Origin of the sequence: Alteriqipengyuania abyssalis (assembly GCF_019857185.1) — a bacterium.
Lineage (GTDB): Bacteria > Pseudomonadota > Alphaproteobacteria > Sphingomonadales > Sphingomonadaceae > Alteriqipengyuania > Alteriqipengyuania abyssalis.
In genome coordinates this window covers 213674-229999 of sequence record NZ_JAHWXP010000003.1, presented here as the reverse complement: position 1 = coordinate 229999, position 16326 = coordinate 213674, and the positions used below count along the sequence as shown (strand labels likewise).

Genomic DNA, 16326 nt, shown 5'->3' with positions numbered 1-16326 from the left:
ACGCAAACGAAAATGGCCGGACTAGAACAGATCGAATGGCACGTCGCCGCGCAGCAGGTGCCCTACCGCGAAGCGCTGGACCAGATGGAGGCGCGCAACGCCGCGATCGAGCGGGGCGAGGCGCGCGAGCTGATCTGGCAGCTGGAGCATCCCCCCGTCTACACCGCTGGCACCAGCGCCGTGGCGAGCGAGCTGCTCGATCCGCGGTTCGAAGTGGTCGAGGCAGGTCGTGGCGGGCGCTACACCTATCACGGGCCGGGTCAGCGGGTGACCTACACCCTCCTCGACCTGCGCAAGCGCGGCAAGGATGTGCGGCGCTTCGTCCATTCGCTGGAAGACTGGGTGGTGGCCACGCTGGGCGGCCTCGGGGTGGAGTGCTGGACGGTGCCCGAACGGGTCGGCATCTGGACCAAGGCGCCTGACGGGCGCGAGGCGAAGATCGGGGCGATCGGCGTGCGCGTGCGCCGCTGGGTGACGATGCACGGCTTTGCGGTCAACCTGTCGCCCGACCTGTCGCACTTCACCGGAATCGTCCCCTGCGGGATCGACGAGTTCGGCGTGACGAGCCTCGCCGATCTGGGGATCGGGCTTGCACCCCAGGCGTGGGATGAGGCATTAAAGGCTCACGCGCCGGCGTTTCTCGCCGCGCTCGAACAACAGGACGCGTCATGACCCGCAGGATTTTCGCCATTTGTGCAAGCGCGCTGCTGCTCGCCTCGTGCGGGGATAGCAAGGATGCCGCCGAGTCGAACGATGCCGAGGAGACCGGGCCACAGGGCGAAGTGCTGGGCGGCTCGATCACCGACTCTATGCTGCCGATCGCGATGGTCCAGTCGCAGTCGCCCAAGCGCGGCGGCGACGATGGTGAAGACGGCGCGGATGCCAGCGAGGATGGCGATGCCTCGCAGGATGGAGCGGACGACGCCGAATAGCGCCGCCCGCTCGCAGATCATTGCGCCTGCTCGCGGCGCGCCGGGTCAGGCGCTCGCCGCCGCTTCCTGTTCCAGCGTCGGATAGTCGATGTAGCCCGCTTCGCCGGGCAGGTACCAGCTCTGCGGCACGTTGACGTTTTCTGCCAGATGCGCGCCCTTGGCGATCCGCGTGGGCAGATCCGGGTTGGAGATGAACGGTCGGCCGAAACTGATCGCGTCGGCACGCCCGCTCTCCACATCGCTGGCTGCCTCTTCCGGCGTGTAATCGCTGTTGAGCACCAGCGGGCCGGTGTAGATGCCCCGGATGTACGCATCCTGCTTGGGCACGTCGGTCGCGCCGAAGGTGCCGTTGGGGCCCGGCTGGCGCAGTTCGAGGAAGGCGATCTTGTGATCTTCCGCCACCTTGGCTGCCGCGCCGAATGTTTCCGCCGGATCGGGATCGTCCGCGCCTTGTGTCTCGCCATTGGGCGACAGGCGCAGGCCCACCCGGTCCGCGCCCCATACGTCGATCAGCGCGTCGAGCGCTTCTCCCAGCAAGCGCGCGCGGTTTTCCGCCGAGCCGCCATATTCGTCCTCGCGCAAATTGGTGCTGCGACGCAGGAACTGGTCGATCAGGTAGCCATTCGCGCCGTGCAGCTGCACCCCGTCGAAACCGGCCGCCTTCGCGTTCTCGGCCGCCTTGCGATAATCCTCGACGACGCGCTTGATCTCATCGACGCTGAGCGCGCGGGCCTGCACGTGGTGCTTGCGGCCCGTGGGGGTGTGCGCGTGGCCCGGCGCGGTGGTCGCGCTGGCGGATACCGGCGGATTTCCGCCAAGGAAATCGGGGTGAACAATCCGCCCCATGTGCCACAGCTGCAGGACGATCCGCCCGCCATCCTCGTGCACGCCGTCGGTGATCGGCTTCCAGCCCTCGACCTGCTCGTCGCTCCAGATGCCCGGCGCGTTCGGCCAGCCGAGCCCTTCTACGCTGATCCCGGTCGCCTCGCTGATGATCAGCCCGGCGCCCGCGCGCTGGCGGTAATAGGTTTCCATCATCGCATTGGGCACGAAGTTCGGCGGGGTCGCGCGGCCGCGCGTCAGCGGTGCCATCAAAATCCGGTTGGGCGCGGTGATCGCACCGAGGCGGATCGGCTGGAACAGGGCGTCGTGCATGGAGGTGTTCTCCTTATTTGGTTGACCCGTGGGCGTCGGGCGGAGTTAGGGGCGCTCCATGGCCACGGCAAGCAACGCACATGAAAGAACGCCTTTGCAGGGGGCAAGCCAAAACCCGCGCGCGCTGCACTGGGCCGCGCTGATCGCGGGCAATGTCGCGCTCGCGCTTGGGCCATGGTCGGTGCGGCTGGCGGACAGCGGGCCGGTGTCGGCGGGGTTCTGGCGGCTGGTGCTGGCCTTGCCGATCATCTGGCTGATCGCGCGCAGTGCGCGTCAGCCGGTGCTGGGCGTGCCGCGCCGCACCGCATGGCTGGTCGCGCTGGGGGCGATCGCCTTCGCGCTCGATCTGGCCAGCTGGCACATCGGGATCGAACATACCCGGCTGGGCAATGCGACGCTGTTCGGCAATGCGGGCAGCATCGTGCTGCTGTTCTGGGGCATCGTGATCGCCCGGACCATGCCCGCGCGGGCGGAGTGGGCGGCGATCGTACTGGCGCTGGGCGGCGCGGCGATCCTGCTGGGGCGCAGCGCACAGATCAGCGCGGATACGCTGATAGGCGACCTGTTCTGCATCACCGCGGGGATGCTCTACGCGATCTACCTGCTGTGCCTGCAGGATGCGCGAAAAGGGCTGGGCGGGTGGAGCCTGCTGGTGCGTGTGTGCTGCATCGCCGCGCCGGTGCTGCTGGCGGTGGCGCTGCTGCGCGGCGAGCCGGTGTGGCCGCACGACTGGACTCCGCTGATCGTGCTCGCGCTGCTGAGCCAGGTTGCCGGGCAGGGCCTGCTGGTCTTCGCTCTGCGCGCCTTCCCGCCGATGATCATCGGCCTGGCGCTGCTGACGCAGCCTGCGGTGGCGGTACTCTCCGGCTATCTGGCGTTCGGCGAAACGCTTGGCCTGCTCGATCTGGTCGGCATGGCGATGGTTGGCGCGGCGCTGGCGGTCGCGCGGGCGCGGGTCGGCTGACACCCTATCTGGGGTGGTCCTCCAGACGCTTGCGGAACAGCGCGAAGCGGGCCTCCACCTGCTCCAGATCCGGACCGGTGAGGGACGCTTTTGCCTGGCGCATCAGCTGGTCCGCCTCGTCGCGGATGTTCTTGTGGCGCACCGGATCGGTGATCGTCACAGCGGCGCTTTCGAGAGAATCGAACATGACCGTCGCCGCCGGCGGGCTGGTTGCCGCAGCAGACCGGATCGTGCCGAAGCCGCGCCCGAGATAGTGGCTGAAATCGTCCGCCATCGGCCGCAGCGGGCGTCGCCCGTCGTCGTCGGGTTCGCCCACCGACCAGTTCAGATCGCGCTTGCCCAGTTCGGCGGTGGCCGCGCCGATCCAGTGCAGCGCGGAGATAGCCGTGAAAGGGTCGTTGATGCCGGGCGACAGCGCGCGCAGCCCGATCTCGACCAGCTCGTCGATCATGAAATGCAGATCCTGCGCCGGGGTCCGCGCATCGCCCAGCGCGATGCACTCGCGCACCTGCTCGTCGCAGGCATCGTCCGGCTTTTCGGACCAGTAGCCGATGGCGACCGAGGGGTGGCAGAAATCGCCCGTCCGCACCGCCATTTGCAGTTCCGACCCGCTCTTGCGCGCGACCTTGAGCAGCTCGTTCCAGTTGATCACCTGGATGTAGCCTGTGCGCGAGGCAAATACAGGCGTGCCCTCGCGCACCTCGCCTTCCACGCGCGCCTTCATCGGTTCGTCGAAATTGTCGCGAATCGCGTTCAGCAGGCGGCGGCCGATCCCTTCCAGCACCGCATTGATCCTGATCGAGGAGGGCACGTGGTTGAGGAAATAGACCAGCACCATGACCGACACCGCCATCAGCACGTAGGCGATCAGCAGCGATAGCTGAGGCACGAACCCGTCGCCTTGCGAGGTCAGAACGCCCGATTCATCCGGCATCCGTACCGACAGCAGCACGGTGATCGCGTAGACAAAGGTGCCGATGAAGGTCGCCAGGCTCAGCTGATTGCCGCGATCTTCCATGAAGTTGGTCAGCAGCCGGGGGCCGTAATTGCCGCTGGCATAGGCGACCGCCGCGATCGTGATCGAGAAGACGGTGGACGCCACGCCGATCATCGAACTGGCGATCACGGTCAGCATGTTGCTGGCCCCTTGGGGCCGGGCGGGGGGCAACCAGTTGAGATGATCGACCCACTCGGTCAGGCCACGCCGGTCAAGCTCCACCGTCAGCATCGCCAGGAGCAGGGTCGAGGTCGCGAACAGCCCCGGGAAGAACCAGTAGCTGGCGTTGATATCGCTCCATAATTTTTGCAGTCTGGCGATCATCTGGGGTATTTTGCTCCGGTTCCGTGGCAAAGTTAGGGACTTTGCCCGCGTGTGTCTCGCCGCGAAACGGGAGCGCGCAGATTATCCTTACCAGAATTGCGCTGCGGCAGGCTTCCTGCGATTGGACGCGGGCATGGCGGGGCCGGATTTCCCGCCCTCTGAAAGGACACACATGGCTGCCCCGATCGCCGATCCCACTGTTGCAGAGCCGCAGATTGCTCAGGCCGACGCAGCGATCTCGGCCATAGAGAACCTCGTCACCCTGACCAGCCAGCAGTACCATCTGGGTTCGTTAATCCTTATGGTTAGTTACGCGGCGTTCTTCGCGTTCATCCTGTTCTTCCTTATGAGCGTGCAGAACCTCGCACCGCGTTACAGGCTGGTGCCGATTCTCTCGGCGGTGGTGATGGCGAGCGCGGGGCTGACCCTGCTGCAGGAATTCGGCCTGTGGAAGGAAAGCTACGCCTACGTCGACGGCCTGTATCGCCCGCTGGCGCAGAACGACAGCTTCTCCAACGCCTATCGCTACGGCAACTGGACGATTACCGTGCCGATCCTGCTGGCCCAGCTGGCGATCGCGATGGGGCTTCGCCAGGCGGAGGTGCATCGGCGCGCGCTGCGCATGGCGGTGCCCGGCGTACTGATGATCTGGACCGGGCTGTACGGCCAGTTCGGCGCGGTTGGCGATTTCTCGCATCTCAACCTGTGGGGTGTGATTTCGTCGATCTTCTTCCTGTGGCTGATCCTGGAAGTACGCCAGACGCTGATCGCGGGGCTGGCGACCACGCCCGATATCCTGAAATCCTGGCCCAACAACCTGTGGTGGTTCTTCCTCGCCACCTGGGGCCTCTATCCGCTTGCCTATGCCCTGCCGCAGCTGGGTGCGACGGGTGATCTGGTGGTTGCGCGTCAGGCGATCTATTCGCTCGCCGATATTGCCTCCAAGCTGATCTACGGAATCATTCTCGCCCGCTTCGTCCTGCGGCGCAGCGCTTTCGAGGGCTACATGCCCGCCGCCGAAGCGCTCTCCTCCGCGCCGGACAAGCCCAATACTGGCGGGCCCGGATTACGACGCGCTCCCTGACAGCAGCACGTCACATAAGAAGGGCCGGGGAAGTGGATCTCCCCGGCCCTTTTTCGTGTCTCCGATGTTCGGCTGGCGGCGTCAGTCGATCGTGTCGAGATCGCCCTTGCCGATCGTGCCGCTGGCCATTTCCAGCATCTTGTCGAGGCTCTGCTTGGCCTGAAGGCGCAGTCCTTCCTCGATCTCGATCCGCGGCTCGAGGTCGCGCAGCGCGGTGTAGAGCTTTTCCAGCGTGTTGAGCGCCATGTAGGGGCAGATATTGCAGTTGCAGTTGCCGTCTGCACCCGGCGCACCGATGAAGGTTTTCTCCGGCAGCGCCTTTTCCATCTGGTGGATGATGTGCGGCTCGGTCGCGACGATCAGCTTGTCGCCCTCGAATGTCTCGGCGAATTGCAGGATGCCGCTGGTCGAGCCGACATAATCCGCATGCTCGACGATCGCCGCCGGGCACTCGGGATGCGCTGCGATCGGTGCGCCGGGGTGCTGGGCTTTCAGCTTGAGCAGTTCGGTCTCGCTGAAGGCCTCGTGCACGATGCACACGCCCGGCCACAGCAGCATGTCGCGATTGAACTTGCGGTTGAGATAGCCGCCAAGGTGCCGGTCCGGCCCGAAGATGATCGGCTGGTCTTCGGGGATCTGCTGGAGGATCGTTTCGGCCGAAGAGCTGGTCACGATCACGTCCGACAGGGCTTTCACCTCGGTCGAGCAGTTGATGTAGGTCAGCGCGATATGATCGGGATGCGCCTCGCGGAAGGCCTTGAACTTTTCCGGCGGGCAGCTGTCTTCAAGGCTGCAGCCCGCGTCCATGTCGGGCAGGACGACGATCTTTTCGGGGCTGAGGATCTTGGCCGTGTCGGCCATGAACTTGACCCCGCAAAAGGCGATCACGTCCGCATCGGTCTCCGCTGCCATCTGGCTGAGCTGGAGCGAATCGCCGACGAAATCGGCCAGATCCTGAATTTCGGGCCGCTGATAGTAATGCGCCAGGATCACCGCGTTGCGTTCCTTGCGCAGGCGCTCGATCTCGGCAAGCAGGTCGTCGCCGGTCGGCGGGCGGGTCTGGTCGTTCATGGTCTAGTGGGCCCCGGTCGTTCGTGTTGGGTGACGCATATAGGACGAACGGGCCCGCGCGCGAGTGTGTTCCTCGCAAAAGCGCATCCCGGGGCGAGGCTACATCGCGAAGCCGGGCGGAATATAGGCCTCCATCGGGCGCTCTGCCCCCGGCGTACCTGCAACCACCATATCGGTGAGCGCGTAGCCGAGCGGCGAGTAGGCGAGCAGCAACGAGAGGATGAAGACGCTCGCATAGATCCCCGTGCCCCAAAGATAGGCTGGATGAATGCGTCCATCGCGCCGCCAGTCTGCGAACATTCCGATCACCGGGAAAAGGAAGGTGAGCGCGATCGTGATGGTCCACGCGTTGGGGATCATCAGCGGCATGGGCAGCAGTCGCCCGAGCCCGGGCCCGGTCAGCACTGCCATTGCCACGAGCATCAACCTTCGGTGCCAGCCCTTGTAACGCTGCTGCCACAGCGCCCAGTAGGCGAGGCCGCCGAAGCACAGCAGCATCGCGATATTGCTGATCAGGAATTCGTTCAACGCGAAGAAGAACGGTCCGCCATTTCGCCGGGCGACAAGGATCATGACCGTGGAGCCCGCCGCGATCATCGCTGGAATCCAGAAATAGGCCAGCTTGCCGAGCGAGCGGTGCAGCGGCCAGTTCCTGCTCGCGGCGGTCACGTGCTGTGCGAGATAGAGCGCGAGCCAGCCCATGAATATGCCTGCATGTACATGGACTGCCAAAGGAGCGGCGAAGGTCGAACGACCCATCGCGAGGTTGAGGGAGAAGCCCGCGATGATCACGGTCGCCATGACCAGCGCCATGACCATGAAAAAGCGAGAATTGTTCCAGCGCTCTTGGGCCGGAGGTGCAGCCAGAGTTGTCATAAGGAAATGATCCCGAATAACAGGGGCGACCGTCGGGGAGAAATACTTCCGCTTGTACGAAGAGGTCAATGCCGCTCGTCGGGTGGTTCAGGCGGTTGATGGAAGGCCTCGGTACCGCAGATCCGGTGGTCCCGGCCTCGGGCGAAGCCGTATTCTTCGCCCCTCCGCCTTGCCCCGGGGGCGTGGGGATGCGAGAGCGCACCGTCATGACCGATCCCGTATTGCAAGAAGCCGCCGACGATCCTTCCAAGCTGCGCCTGGTCGCCAATCGCCCGGTGTTCTTCGGGTCGGCGATCCTGATCGTCGCCTTTGCGCTGTTCGGGGCGCTTTTTTCGGAGACGGCAGGGCAGGTATTCGATCGCCTGCAGGCGCTGATCGTGGCCGATTTCGGCTGGTTCTACATCCTCACCGTGGCCGGTTTCCTGATCTTCATCGTGTTCCTCACGGTCAGCAAATACGGCGACATCAAGCTGGGCCCGGACTGGAGCGAGCCGGAATACAGCCACCTGTCGTGGTTCGCGATGCTGTTCAGCGCCGGCATGGGGATTGGCCTCGTGTTCTTCGGCGTGGCCGAGCCCATGCTGCATTATGCAGAGCCGCCGCGCGGCGACCCGCTCAGCGTCGATTCCGCGCGGCAGGCGATGGTGCTGACCTTCTTCCACTGGGGCGTGCACGCCTGGGCGATCTATGCGGTGGTCGGGCTGGCGCTGGCCTATTTCGCGTTCCGACGCGGCCTGCCGCTGACCCCGCGCTCCGCGCTCTATCCGCTGCTTGGTTCGCGCATTCACGGCCCGATCGGCCACGCGATCGACATCTTCGCGGTGCTGGGCACCATGTTCGGCGTTGCGACTTCGCTGGGGCTGGGCGTGCTGCAGGTCAATGCCGGGCTCGCCTATATTGCCGGCGTCCCGCAATCGGCTGGCATCCAGATCGCGCTGATTGCCGGGATCACCCTGCTGGCGACGCTGTCGGTCTATCTCGGGCTCGACAAGGGCGTGAAGCGCCTGTCCGAATTCAACATCCTGCTTGCGGTGATCCTGCTCGGCTTCGTGCTGGTGACCGGCTCGACGATCTTCCTGCTGCAGGCCTTCGTCCAGAATACCGGTGCGTACCTTGGCCAGGTGGTGGAGCGGACTTTCCGCCTCTACGCCTACGAGCCGAACGACTGGCTGGCCAACTGGACGCTGTTCTACTGGGGCTGGTGGATCGCGTGGTCGCCCTTCGTCGGCATGTTCATCGCGCGCATTTCGCGCGGGCGCACGATCCGCCAGTTCGTGCTCGGTGTGCTGGTGGTGCCGGTGCTGTTCACCTTCCTCTGGATGACCGCGTTCGGCAACACCGCGATTGCGCTGGACATGGCAGGCGTCGCGCCGCTCGCCCAGGTGGTTCAGGACAACCTGCCCACCGCGCTGTTCGCCACGCTGGCCGAGCTGCCGCTGTCGTCGATCACGTCCGTGGCCGCGACGCTGCTGATCGTGACCTTCTTCGTCACTTCGGCGGATTCGGGCGCGCTGGTGATCGATACGATCACCAATGGCGCGGCAGAGGCGCCGCCGGTCTGGCAGCGCGTGTTCTGGGCGATTTGCGCGGGTGCGGTCGCGGCGGTTCTGCTGGTCGCGGGCGGGCTGCAGGCGTTGCAGACGGCGGCCATCGCGAGCGCGCTGCCCTTTGCGGTGGTGATGATCTTCATCTGTTACGGCCTGCTCAAGGCGCTGGCGATGGAGCAGGCAGGCGGCGTGCCCGATTACGGGATGCTGCCCAGTCAGCCGCTCGACCCCGACATCAGCTGGAAGAAGCGCCTGTCGACCATCACCGGTTCATTCCGCAAGGAGCAGGTTGCCGAATTCCTCGAACAGAAGGCCTTGCCTGCGCTGGAAGACGTGGCGGCGGAAATGCGCCGCCGTAGTCTGGCGCCCGAACTCACCCGCGATGGCGGCGACGTGCTGCTATCGGTCCCGCATGGCGAACACGGCACGTTCAGCTACGAAGTGCGTGCGCGCTCCTTCCGCCCGCCGAGCTTCGCCTGGGCCGAAGCGCATCGCCCGGGTGACGAGAACAAGCACCATTTCCGGGCCATGGCGCGCAGTTCGGAAGGCGGCCATCCGCTCGATGTGACGGGGTACACCACCGAACAGCTGATCGGCGACCTGCTCAACCGCTACGAGCATTTCCGCCACGCGCGGCGGCTGGCCTGATCGCCGCGCGCTGGCAGTTAGCGGTCAGCGGGTGGAGGTCTTTTCGGCAGCCTTGGTCGCCGCCTTGGCGGGCGAACCCGGCTTTCTGGGCGTATCGCCGTCGAAGCTGACCTCCACCGTGATCCCGCGATAACCTGCTGCGGCGAGCGGCACGGCGATGTTCTGCTGCACCGCTGCCCGCGCAGACGCGCGCGCCAGTTCCATCAGCGCGGGACTGCGCGCGCTGTCGAGCGCCTCGCGCTCCGCGATCTGGGTGTTGTTGCGGCTCAGGTCGTCTTCCGCATCGCGGGTGATCCATAGCCCCTCGCGCATGTACTTCGCGCGCGCTTCATCCAGATTGGGCTTGCTCAGCTCGAGCGCGGGCAGCCGCACGTCCATGGTCTGCGTCTCGGCGTTCCATGACAGGCGCGAGCGATCCATCTTGGACAGGTCGACCGAATAGTCGACCCGCGCGGGAATCACCGCGATCTGGCGGCTTTGCAGCGCCCCGAAAAAGCGGCTGTCCTTGCTCGCGACAACCGGCGCGAATTCGGCGGTGAACACCACCAGCCGGTTCTGCTTCTCGAACGAGACCAGCGTGGTGCCGATCGGGTCGCCCATCCGGTTGGGGCCGTAGGTACGCCAGCCGATCCATGCGATCGCGGCGAGCAGCAGGATCACCAGAAACCATGGCAGAAACGGCGGGCGCGCTTTCTTGACCGGTTTTGCGTCCTTCACGGGCGCTTCATGCTCGACGGCGGTCTCGGTCTGATCGTCACTCACAGGCATTCGTCTCCACTAAAGCGCGGTCCATCGCTCTCCAGAACGGTTAACCATGGCGCGGCGTTCCAGATGGATGAGGTGGGCGTGAACCGACATCTGCGCCGCTTTCTCCAGCCGCGGGTCGAGCCCTTTGTACATGATCGGGATGAACTCAGGCAGACTGCGCGGGCCATCGGCCAGCACCTTGAGGATCTGGCGCTCCCGCTGACGGCGATGCCCGAGCATCGAGCGGACCAGTTGCCGGGGCTTTTCGACCGGCGCACCGTGGGCGGGGTAATAGACCCGATCCTCGCGGCTGTAGAGCTTGTCGAGGCTTTCGAGGTAATCCCCCATGTCGCCATCGGGTGGCACGATCACGCTGGTCGACCAGCCCATCACATGGTCGCCGGTGAACAGCGCGCCGCTTTCCTCCAGCGCGAAACACAGGTGGTTGGAGGTGTGGCCGGGGGTGTGGATCGCGCGCAGCGTCCAGCCTTCGCCCGACACAGCCTCACCGTCGGATAGCACCCGTTCGGGCTCGTAAGTGGTGTCGAACGACTCGTCGAGGCGCGGGCCGTTATCCGCGATCACCAGCTTTGCGCAGCCCATTACCGGAGCGCCTGTGCGCTCGGCCAGCGGGGCAGCGCCGGGAGAATGGTCGCGGTGGGTGTGGGTGCACAGGATTGCGGAAATGCGCGCGTCGCCCGCTGCGGCGAGGATCGCGTCGAGATGCTCTGCCTCGTCAGGGCCGGGGTCGATCACCGCTCGATCCGCACCCTCGCCGACCAGATAGGTCTGGGTCCCGGTGAAGGTGTAGGGCGAGGGATTGGGCGCGAGCACGCGGGTGACCAGCGGCTCGGGCTTTTCGGGCGTGCCGGTGGGCCATGGGCGGGGCGGAATCTGAACCATCGCCATTGCATATGGGCACCGCGCTGGCGCATGTCACGCCGCAGATAATCGAGAGAGGTCAGCCTTGAGCGAACATATCCTGGTGATCGACGCCGGAACCACCTCGACCCGCGCGATCCTGTTCGGGCGCGACGGCGCGGTCGCAGGCACTGCGCAGGCTGAGATCACGCAGCACTTTCCGCAGCCCGGCCGGGTCGAGCACGATGCGCAGGAAATCTGGCAGGCGAGCCTCAATTGCGCGCGCCGCGTGCTCGGCAACCGCCCGCCCGAAAGCATCGCCGCGATCGGGATTACCAACCAGCGCGAGACGGTGGTGGCGTGGGACCGCGAGACTCTGAAGCCGCTCGCCCGCGCGATCGTGTGGCAGGACCGGCGCACTGCGGATGTTTGCCGGCGGCTTCGCGACGAGGGCCGCGAAGAGGCGGTCCACAAGGAGACGGGCCTGCTGCTCGACCCCTATTTCTCCGCCACCAAGATGCGCTGGATGCTCGATAACGTGGATGCGGTCGCGCAGGCGCAGGAGGCCGGGCGGCTTGCCTTCGGCACGGTCGAGAGCTGGCTGGTCGCGAAGCTATCGGGCGGGGCACATGTCAGCGATGCGAGCAATGCCAGCCGCACGCTGCTGCTGCCGCTGGGTGAGGCGGGCTTCTCGTCCGATCTGTGCGACCTGTTCGGCGTGCCGCACGAGGCGCTGCCGCAGGTGGTCGACACGCATGGCGAGATCGCCCGCACCGATCCCGAACTGTTCGGCCGCGCGATCCCGATCTGCGGGCTGGTCGGCGATCAGCAGGCGGCGACGATCGGCCAAGGCTGCCTGTCCGAAGGCCAGACCAAGGCGACCTACGGCACGGGCGCTTTCATCCTCGCCAATCACGGGACCCAGATTCCGCATTCCGAGCATCGCCTGCTCTCGACCGTGCTCACGCAGAACGACGGCCAGCGCACCTATGCGATCGAGGGATCGGTATTCGTCGCGGGCAGCCTGATCCAGTGGCTGCGCGATTCACTCGGGCTTATCGACAGTGCGCAGGAAACCGAGGTGCTGGCCCGATCGGTGGAGAATTCGGGCGAGGTGGTGATCGTGCCCGCGCTTGCGGGGCTGGGCGCGCCGCACTGGCGGGCCGAGGCGCGCGGGCTGATCGCGGGCCTCAGCTTCTCCACCGGCAAGGCGCATATCGTGCGCGCCGCGCTCGAATCCATGTCGTGCCAGACTTACGATCTGGCGACCGCCTTCGCTGCCGACGGCGCGCGCTGGGAAAGCCTGCGGATCGACGGGGGGATGAGCGCGAACGACTGGCTGGCGCAGGATATTGCGGACATCCTGAACATCGCGGTCGAGCGGCCGCGGTTCGTCGAGACCACGGCACTGGGCGCGGCGGTGGCGGCAGCGACCGGGGCCGGCTGGTTCGCCGATCTTCAGGGTGCGGTCGAGGCGATGCGCGGCCCGATCGACCGGTTCGAGCCGGAGATGGGCGAGGGGGTGCGCAAAGAACGGCTGGAACGCTGGGCGCAGGCGCTCGCGAACGCCTGAGGGTGCGCGGCTAGCCTTGCGCGAACTGACGCTCCAGCCGCTCGTGCAACTGGCCGCAGGAGGGCTGGCTATTGCTGCGCGCCATGCGATATTCCGCATCGATCCGCGCGACCCGGGCATGCAGACGCTGCGTCTGGGCGACCAGCGCTCTGGTCGACAGGTCGAGCATGTCCATCAGTTCCGCGCTCGGCGCACGGTCGGGCGGCAGCTGGGTGTGCCGTTCCCATTGCAGGTCGCTCATCTGCCCGGCGAGGAAGGCGCGGTGATTGAGCAGCCAGGCAAGCACATGCATGATCCGGGTGGTTGCCTTGAGCCCCTCGCATTCGAGTGCGCGCCGCAGCGGCAGGTCGATCGGCATCAGCTCGGTCGCGGCGGGAACGAAGGCCGTACGCACCTCATCGGCGAGCACATTGGCCTCGCAGTAGAGTTCCTCGATGATCAGAGCGGTGATATCGACCGTGTGCTGCATGAGGGCGTCGCCTAAGCCGTTCGGGCTGCTGCGATAAGTGGCCCGCACCGGCCTGTCCCGCGAAGGGGCGGGTGCGACGTAGATGTGCATATCTCCCGCAGGAATCTTGCGCGCCCGTGCGAACAGGCGTGCGCCGCGAGCAAGCGCTCAGGCGATGATGTCGGGGATAAGCTCGTCCTCGATCGCCGCCATCCGGTCGCGCAGTTGCAGTTTGCGCTTCTTGAGCCGGGCGATCTGCAACTGATCGGGCGATTCCATTGCCGACAGCGCAGCAATCGCCGCGTCGAGGTCGCGATGCTCGATCCGCAGCTGTTCGAGCCGTTTGCGCAATTCCGCTTCGGTCACGCGAGACGTTCCTCATGGTCGACAGGTGGTTGCCAAACGGCGATCCGACGCACGCAACGCCGGTTTAATCGCATTGCCTCATAACACCCCTTCGCAGGAATGCGATTGTGTGGTTTTATCCGATGGCGATGGCGGGCAGGCCCAAGCGATCGCAAGGGCCTTTTTCCCCGCCATTCGCGGATGCTCGTCCCCCGGCGAGCAGCTTCGATGACCAAGGAGAAGAGGCATATGAACGCTTCGCACATCACCGCCCTCAAGACCAAGCATGCCACGCTCGACGAGGCGATTGCCGAGGAAATGCGCAAGGCCGCGCCCGATGATGCGACGATCCGAACCCTCAAGAAACAGAAGCTGCAACTCAAACAGGAGATGGGTGGCAGCTGACCGCGATCTAAAAAACGGTCAACCATTTCCCCTGCGCGCCGCAATAGGCTAGTCGCTTGCATATGAAAGCGACAGCCGCGGCGCGACAGATCCTCACCGGCCTCCATGCGTTGATGGCGACGCGCCTGTCTGCGCAGGAAAAACTCGACCGCACGGTGGAACTGGTGGGCGAGGCGCTCGATAGCGAGGTCTGCTCGATCTACCTCCTGCGCTCGGGCATGCTCGAACTGTTTGCCACCCGCGGGCTCAACCAGTCGGCGGTCCACGTCACCCGGATGACGGTGGGCGAGGGGCTGACCGGCACGCTGGTCGCCAATGGCGAGACGCTCAACCTCGCGCAGGCCAAGGCGCATCCCGACTTCCAGTACCGCCCCGAAACGGGCGAGGAGAAATTCTCCAGCTTTGCAGGCGTGCCGATCGTCTATCGCGAGCGGGCGGTGGGTGCGCTCAACGTCCAGCACGTCGATCCGCGCCGGTACGAGGATGTCGAGATCGAGGCGCTGCAGACCACCGCGATGGTGCTGAGCGAGCTGATCGTGAATGCCGAGCTGATCGACGAACGCTCGGTAGATGAGGCCGCGCCCGAACGCAGCGGCCCGGCGCAGCTTTCCGGGCTGGCGCTCGTCAAGGGACTGGCGAGCGGCACCGCCGTCTATCACCAGCCGCGCATCACGATCGACAAGGTCGTTGCCGAGGATACCGAGTTCGAGCGCCAGCGGGTCTATCGCGCGTTCGAGCGGATGCGCGAACAGATCGACCAGATGGGCCAGCAGGCCGAATTCGGCGCAGGCGGAGAGACCGACGAGGTGCTCGCTGCCTACAAGGCCTTTGCCTATGACGAAGGGTGGAGCCGCCGGATCAACGAAGCGATCGACGCAGGCCTTACCGCCGAGGCCGCGATCGAGCGCGTGCAGCAACGCACCCGGATGCGGATGCGCGAGATCGACGATCCGCTGCTCGCGGACCGGATGCACGATCTGGAGGATCTGTCGAACCGCCTGCTGCGCATCGTCGCGGGCCAGATGGGCACGGCTGCGACCACCGGCCTCAAGAACGATACCATCCTGATCGCCCGCAACCTGGGGCCTGCCGAACTGCTCGAATACGACCGGCGACGGCTCAAGGGCGTGATCCTGGAAGAGGGTTCGCTGACCTCGCATGTGGTGATCGTCGCCCGGGCGATGGGCATCCCTGTGCTGGGCCGCGTGCGCGGCCTTCGCGGCATGATCGGCGAGGGCGACCACGTGCTGCTGGATGCGGACGCGGGGATTGCCCACGTCCGCGCGCAGCCCTCCATCGTCGAGGCGTTCGAGGCGCGTTTCGCAAAGTCCAAGGAACGCCGCGCCGCCTATGCCGAGCTGCGCGATGTCGAGCCGTTTACCCGCTGTGGCACCCGCATTCAGGTGATGATGAATGCCGGCCTGCGCGATGATCTTACCACGCTGTCGCTGGTCGGCGCGGACGGGATCGGGCTGTTTCGCACCGAGTTCCAGTTCCTCGTCGCGGCCACTCTTCCGGGGCGGGAGAAGCAGGCGCGCTTCTACAAGGATGTGCTCGACGCCGCGGGCGACAAGCCGGTGGTCTTCCGCACCGTCGATATCGGGGGCGACAAGGCGGTCCCCTATGTGTCGAGCGACAGCGGTCTGCAGGACGAGAACCCGGCGATGGGCTGGCGCGCGCTGCGGCTCGCGCTGGAACGTGAAGGCCTGTTCAAGGCGCAGGCGCGTGCGCTGATCGAAGCGTCCGGCGGGCGCACGCTCAGGGTGATGTTCCCGATGGTCTCGGAACCGTGGGAGTTCGATGCGGCGCGCAAGGTGTTCGAGGAACAGCGCGAGTTTCTTCGCAAGCACAAGCGGATCAGGCCGCCCGAGGAGATCCAGTACGGCGCGATGATCGAGGTGCCTTCGCTGGTCGAAGTGCTCGACATGCTGGTGCCCAAGGTCTCGTTCCTCTCCGTCGGGACCAACGACCTGACCCAGTTCCTGTTCGCCGCCGATCGCGCGAACCCCAAGCTTGCAGCGCGCTACGACTGGCTGAGCCCGTCGATCCTGCGCTTTCTCAAGCGGATCGTCGATGCGACCACCGGGCACCAGGTGACACTGGGCCTGTGCGGCGAGATGGGCGGCCGCCGGCTGGAGGCGCTCGCGCTGCTGGGGCTGGGCTATCGCCGCCTGTCGATCACGCCGGTCTCCGTCGGCCCGATCAAGGAACTGATCCGCCAGATCGACCTCGCCGAAATCGGGGCTTTCATGGCCCAGCTGATCGCCCAGCCGCCCGCCGATACCCGCGCGGCAATCACGCAGTGGGCGCAGGAGCGCGGGATCGAAACCGACTGACCGTGTCTCGCTT

Annotated in this window: 16 protein-coding genes; 8 read left to right on the top strand and 8 right to left on the bottom strand. The window is 65.8% G+C overall.

Features of this window, described 5'->3' with window-relative positions; genetic code table 11:
• Positions 1-12: 12 nt before the first annotated feature.
• Positions 13-672, top strand: a complete 660-nt coding sequence (lipB, locus tag KYN89_RS10980; protein WP_222825108.1) for a lipoyl(octanoyl) transferase LipB — start codon at positions 13-15, stop codon at positions 670-672.
• Positions 669-932 carry a hypothetical protein gene (locus KYN89_RS10975; protein WP_248285186.1) on the top strand — a complete coding sequence of 88 codons (264 nt, stop codon included), beginning with the start codon at positions 669-671 and terminating at the stop codon, positions 930-932. Before lipB ends, KYN89_RS10975 begins: the two co-directional genes overlap by 4 nt.
• 45 nt (positions 933-977) lie before the next feature.
• Here the strand turns inward: KYN89_RS10975 and KYN89_RS10970 are convergent, their stop codons facing one another.
• Positions 978-2087 carry an alkene reductase gene (locus KYN89_RS10970; protein ID WP_222825107.1) on the bottom strand — a complete coding sequence of 370 codons (1110 nt, stop codon included), beginning with the start codon at positions 2085-2087 and terminating at the stop codon, positions 978-980.
• A gap of 94 nt (positions 2088-2181) precedes the next feature.
• Here KYN89_RS10970 and KYN89_RS10965 point away from each other — a divergent pair, with 94 nt between their 5' ends.
• Positions 2182-3051, top strand: coding sequence for a DMT family transporter (locus tag KYN89_RS10965; protein ID WP_222825106.1), 870 nt, complete (start codon positions 2182-2184; stop codon positions 3049-3051).
• 4 nt (positions 3052-3055) lie between these two features.
• Here the strand turns inward: KYN89_RS10965 and KYN89_RS10960 are convergent, their stop codons facing one another.
• Entirely contained in the window at positions 3056-4372 is a 1317-nt protein-coding gene (locus tag KYN89_RS10960) for a DUF2254 domain-containing protein (protein ID WP_222825105.1), read from the bottom strand.
• Positions 4373-4544: 172 nt separating this feature from the next.
• Between KYN89_RS10960 and KYN89_RS10955 the strand changes: the two genes are divergently transcribed.
• Positions 4545-5456: a bacteriorhodopsin gene (locus KYN89_RS10955; RefSeq protein ID WP_222825104.1), complete on the top strand. Its 912-nt coding sequence runs from the start codon at positions 4545-4547 to the stop codon at positions 5454-5456.
• An 81-nt stretch (positions 5457-5537) separates the two neighbouring features.
• Here KYN89_RS10955 and nadA read toward each other — a convergent pair whose 3' ends face one another.
• A complete protein-coding gene (nadA, locus tag KYN89_RS10950) occupies positions 5538-6527 on the bottom strand; it encodes a quinolinate synthase NadA (protein ID WP_010235303.1) in 990 nt (329 codons plus the stop codon).
• Between the two features lie 99 nt (positions 6528-6626).
• Positions 6627-7403, bottom strand: coding sequence for a hypothetical protein (locus tag KYN89_RS10945; RefSeq protein WP_248285185.1), 777 nt, complete (start codon positions 7401-7403; stop codon positions 6627-6629).
• A gap of 206 nt (positions 7404-7609) precedes the next feature.
• Here KYN89_RS10945 and KYN89_RS10940 point away from each other — a divergent pair, with 206 nt between their 5' ends.
• Positions 7610-9598 carry a BCCT family transporter gene (locus KYN89_RS10940; protein WP_222825103.1) on the top strand — a complete coding sequence of 663 codons (1989 nt, stop codon included), beginning with the start codon at positions 7610-7612 and terminating at the stop codon, positions 9596-9598.
• Between the two features lie 24 nt (positions 9599-9622).
• Here the strand turns inward: KYN89_RS10940 and KYN89_RS10935 are convergent, their stop codons facing one another.
• Entirely contained in the window at positions 9623-10366 is a 744-nt protein-coding gene (locus tag KYN89_RS10935) for a DUF4230 domain-containing protein (protein ID WP_248285184.1), read from the bottom strand.
• A gap of 9 nt (positions 10367-10375) precedes the next feature.
• Positions 10376-11248, bottom strand: coding sequence for an MBL fold metallo-hydrolase (locus KYN89_RS10930; RefSeq protein WP_222825101.1), 873 nt, complete (start codon positions 11246-11248; stop codon positions 10376-10378).
• 64 nt (positions 11249-11312) lie between these two features.
• On the opposite strand from KYN89_RS10930, the gene glpK reads away from it, so the two are divergent.
• Complete coding sequence (gene glpK / locus KYN89_RS10925; protein WP_222825100.1) at positions 11313-12779, top strand: glycerol kinase GlpK; 1467 nt, start codon at positions 11313-11315, stop codon at positions 12777-12779.
• Between the two features lie 10 nt (positions 12780-12789).
• Here the strand turns inward: glpK and KYN89_RS10920 are convergent, their stop codons facing one another.
• Together KYN89_RS10920 and KYN89_RS10915 are read right to left on the bottom strand one after the other, a co-directional pair.
• Positions 12790-13248 carry a DUF1465 family protein gene (locus KYN89_RS10920; RefSeq protein ID WP_010235308.1) on the bottom strand — a complete coding sequence of 153 codons (459 nt, stop codon included), beginning with the start codon at positions 13246-13248 and terminating at the stop codon, positions 12790-12792.
• A 147-nt stretch (positions 13249-13395) separates the two neighbouring features.
• A complete protein-coding gene (locus tag KYN89_RS10915) occupies positions 13396-13593 on the bottom strand; it encodes a YdcH family protein (protein WP_010235310.1) in 198 nt (65 codons plus the stop codon).
• Between the two features lie 228 nt (positions 13594-13821).
• Between KYN89_RS10915 and KYN89_RS10910 the strand changes: the two genes are divergently transcribed.
• Together KYN89_RS10910 and ptsP are read left to right on the top strand one after the other, a co-directional pair.
• Positions 13822-13977 carry a DUF465 domain-containing protein gene (locus KYN89_RS10910; RefSeq protein WP_064506652.1) on the top strand — a complete coding sequence of 52 codons (156 nt, stop codon included), beginning with the start codon at positions 13822-13824 and terminating at the stop codon, positions 13975-13977.
• A 62-nt stretch (positions 13978-14039) separates the two neighbouring features.
• Positions 14040-16313, top strand: coding sequence for a phosphoenolpyruvate--protein phosphotransferase (gene ptsP / locus KYN89_RS10905; RefSeq protein ID WP_222825099.1), 2274 nt, complete (start codon positions 14040-14042; stop codon positions 16311-16313).
• Positions 16314-16326: the final 13 nt, after the last annotated feature.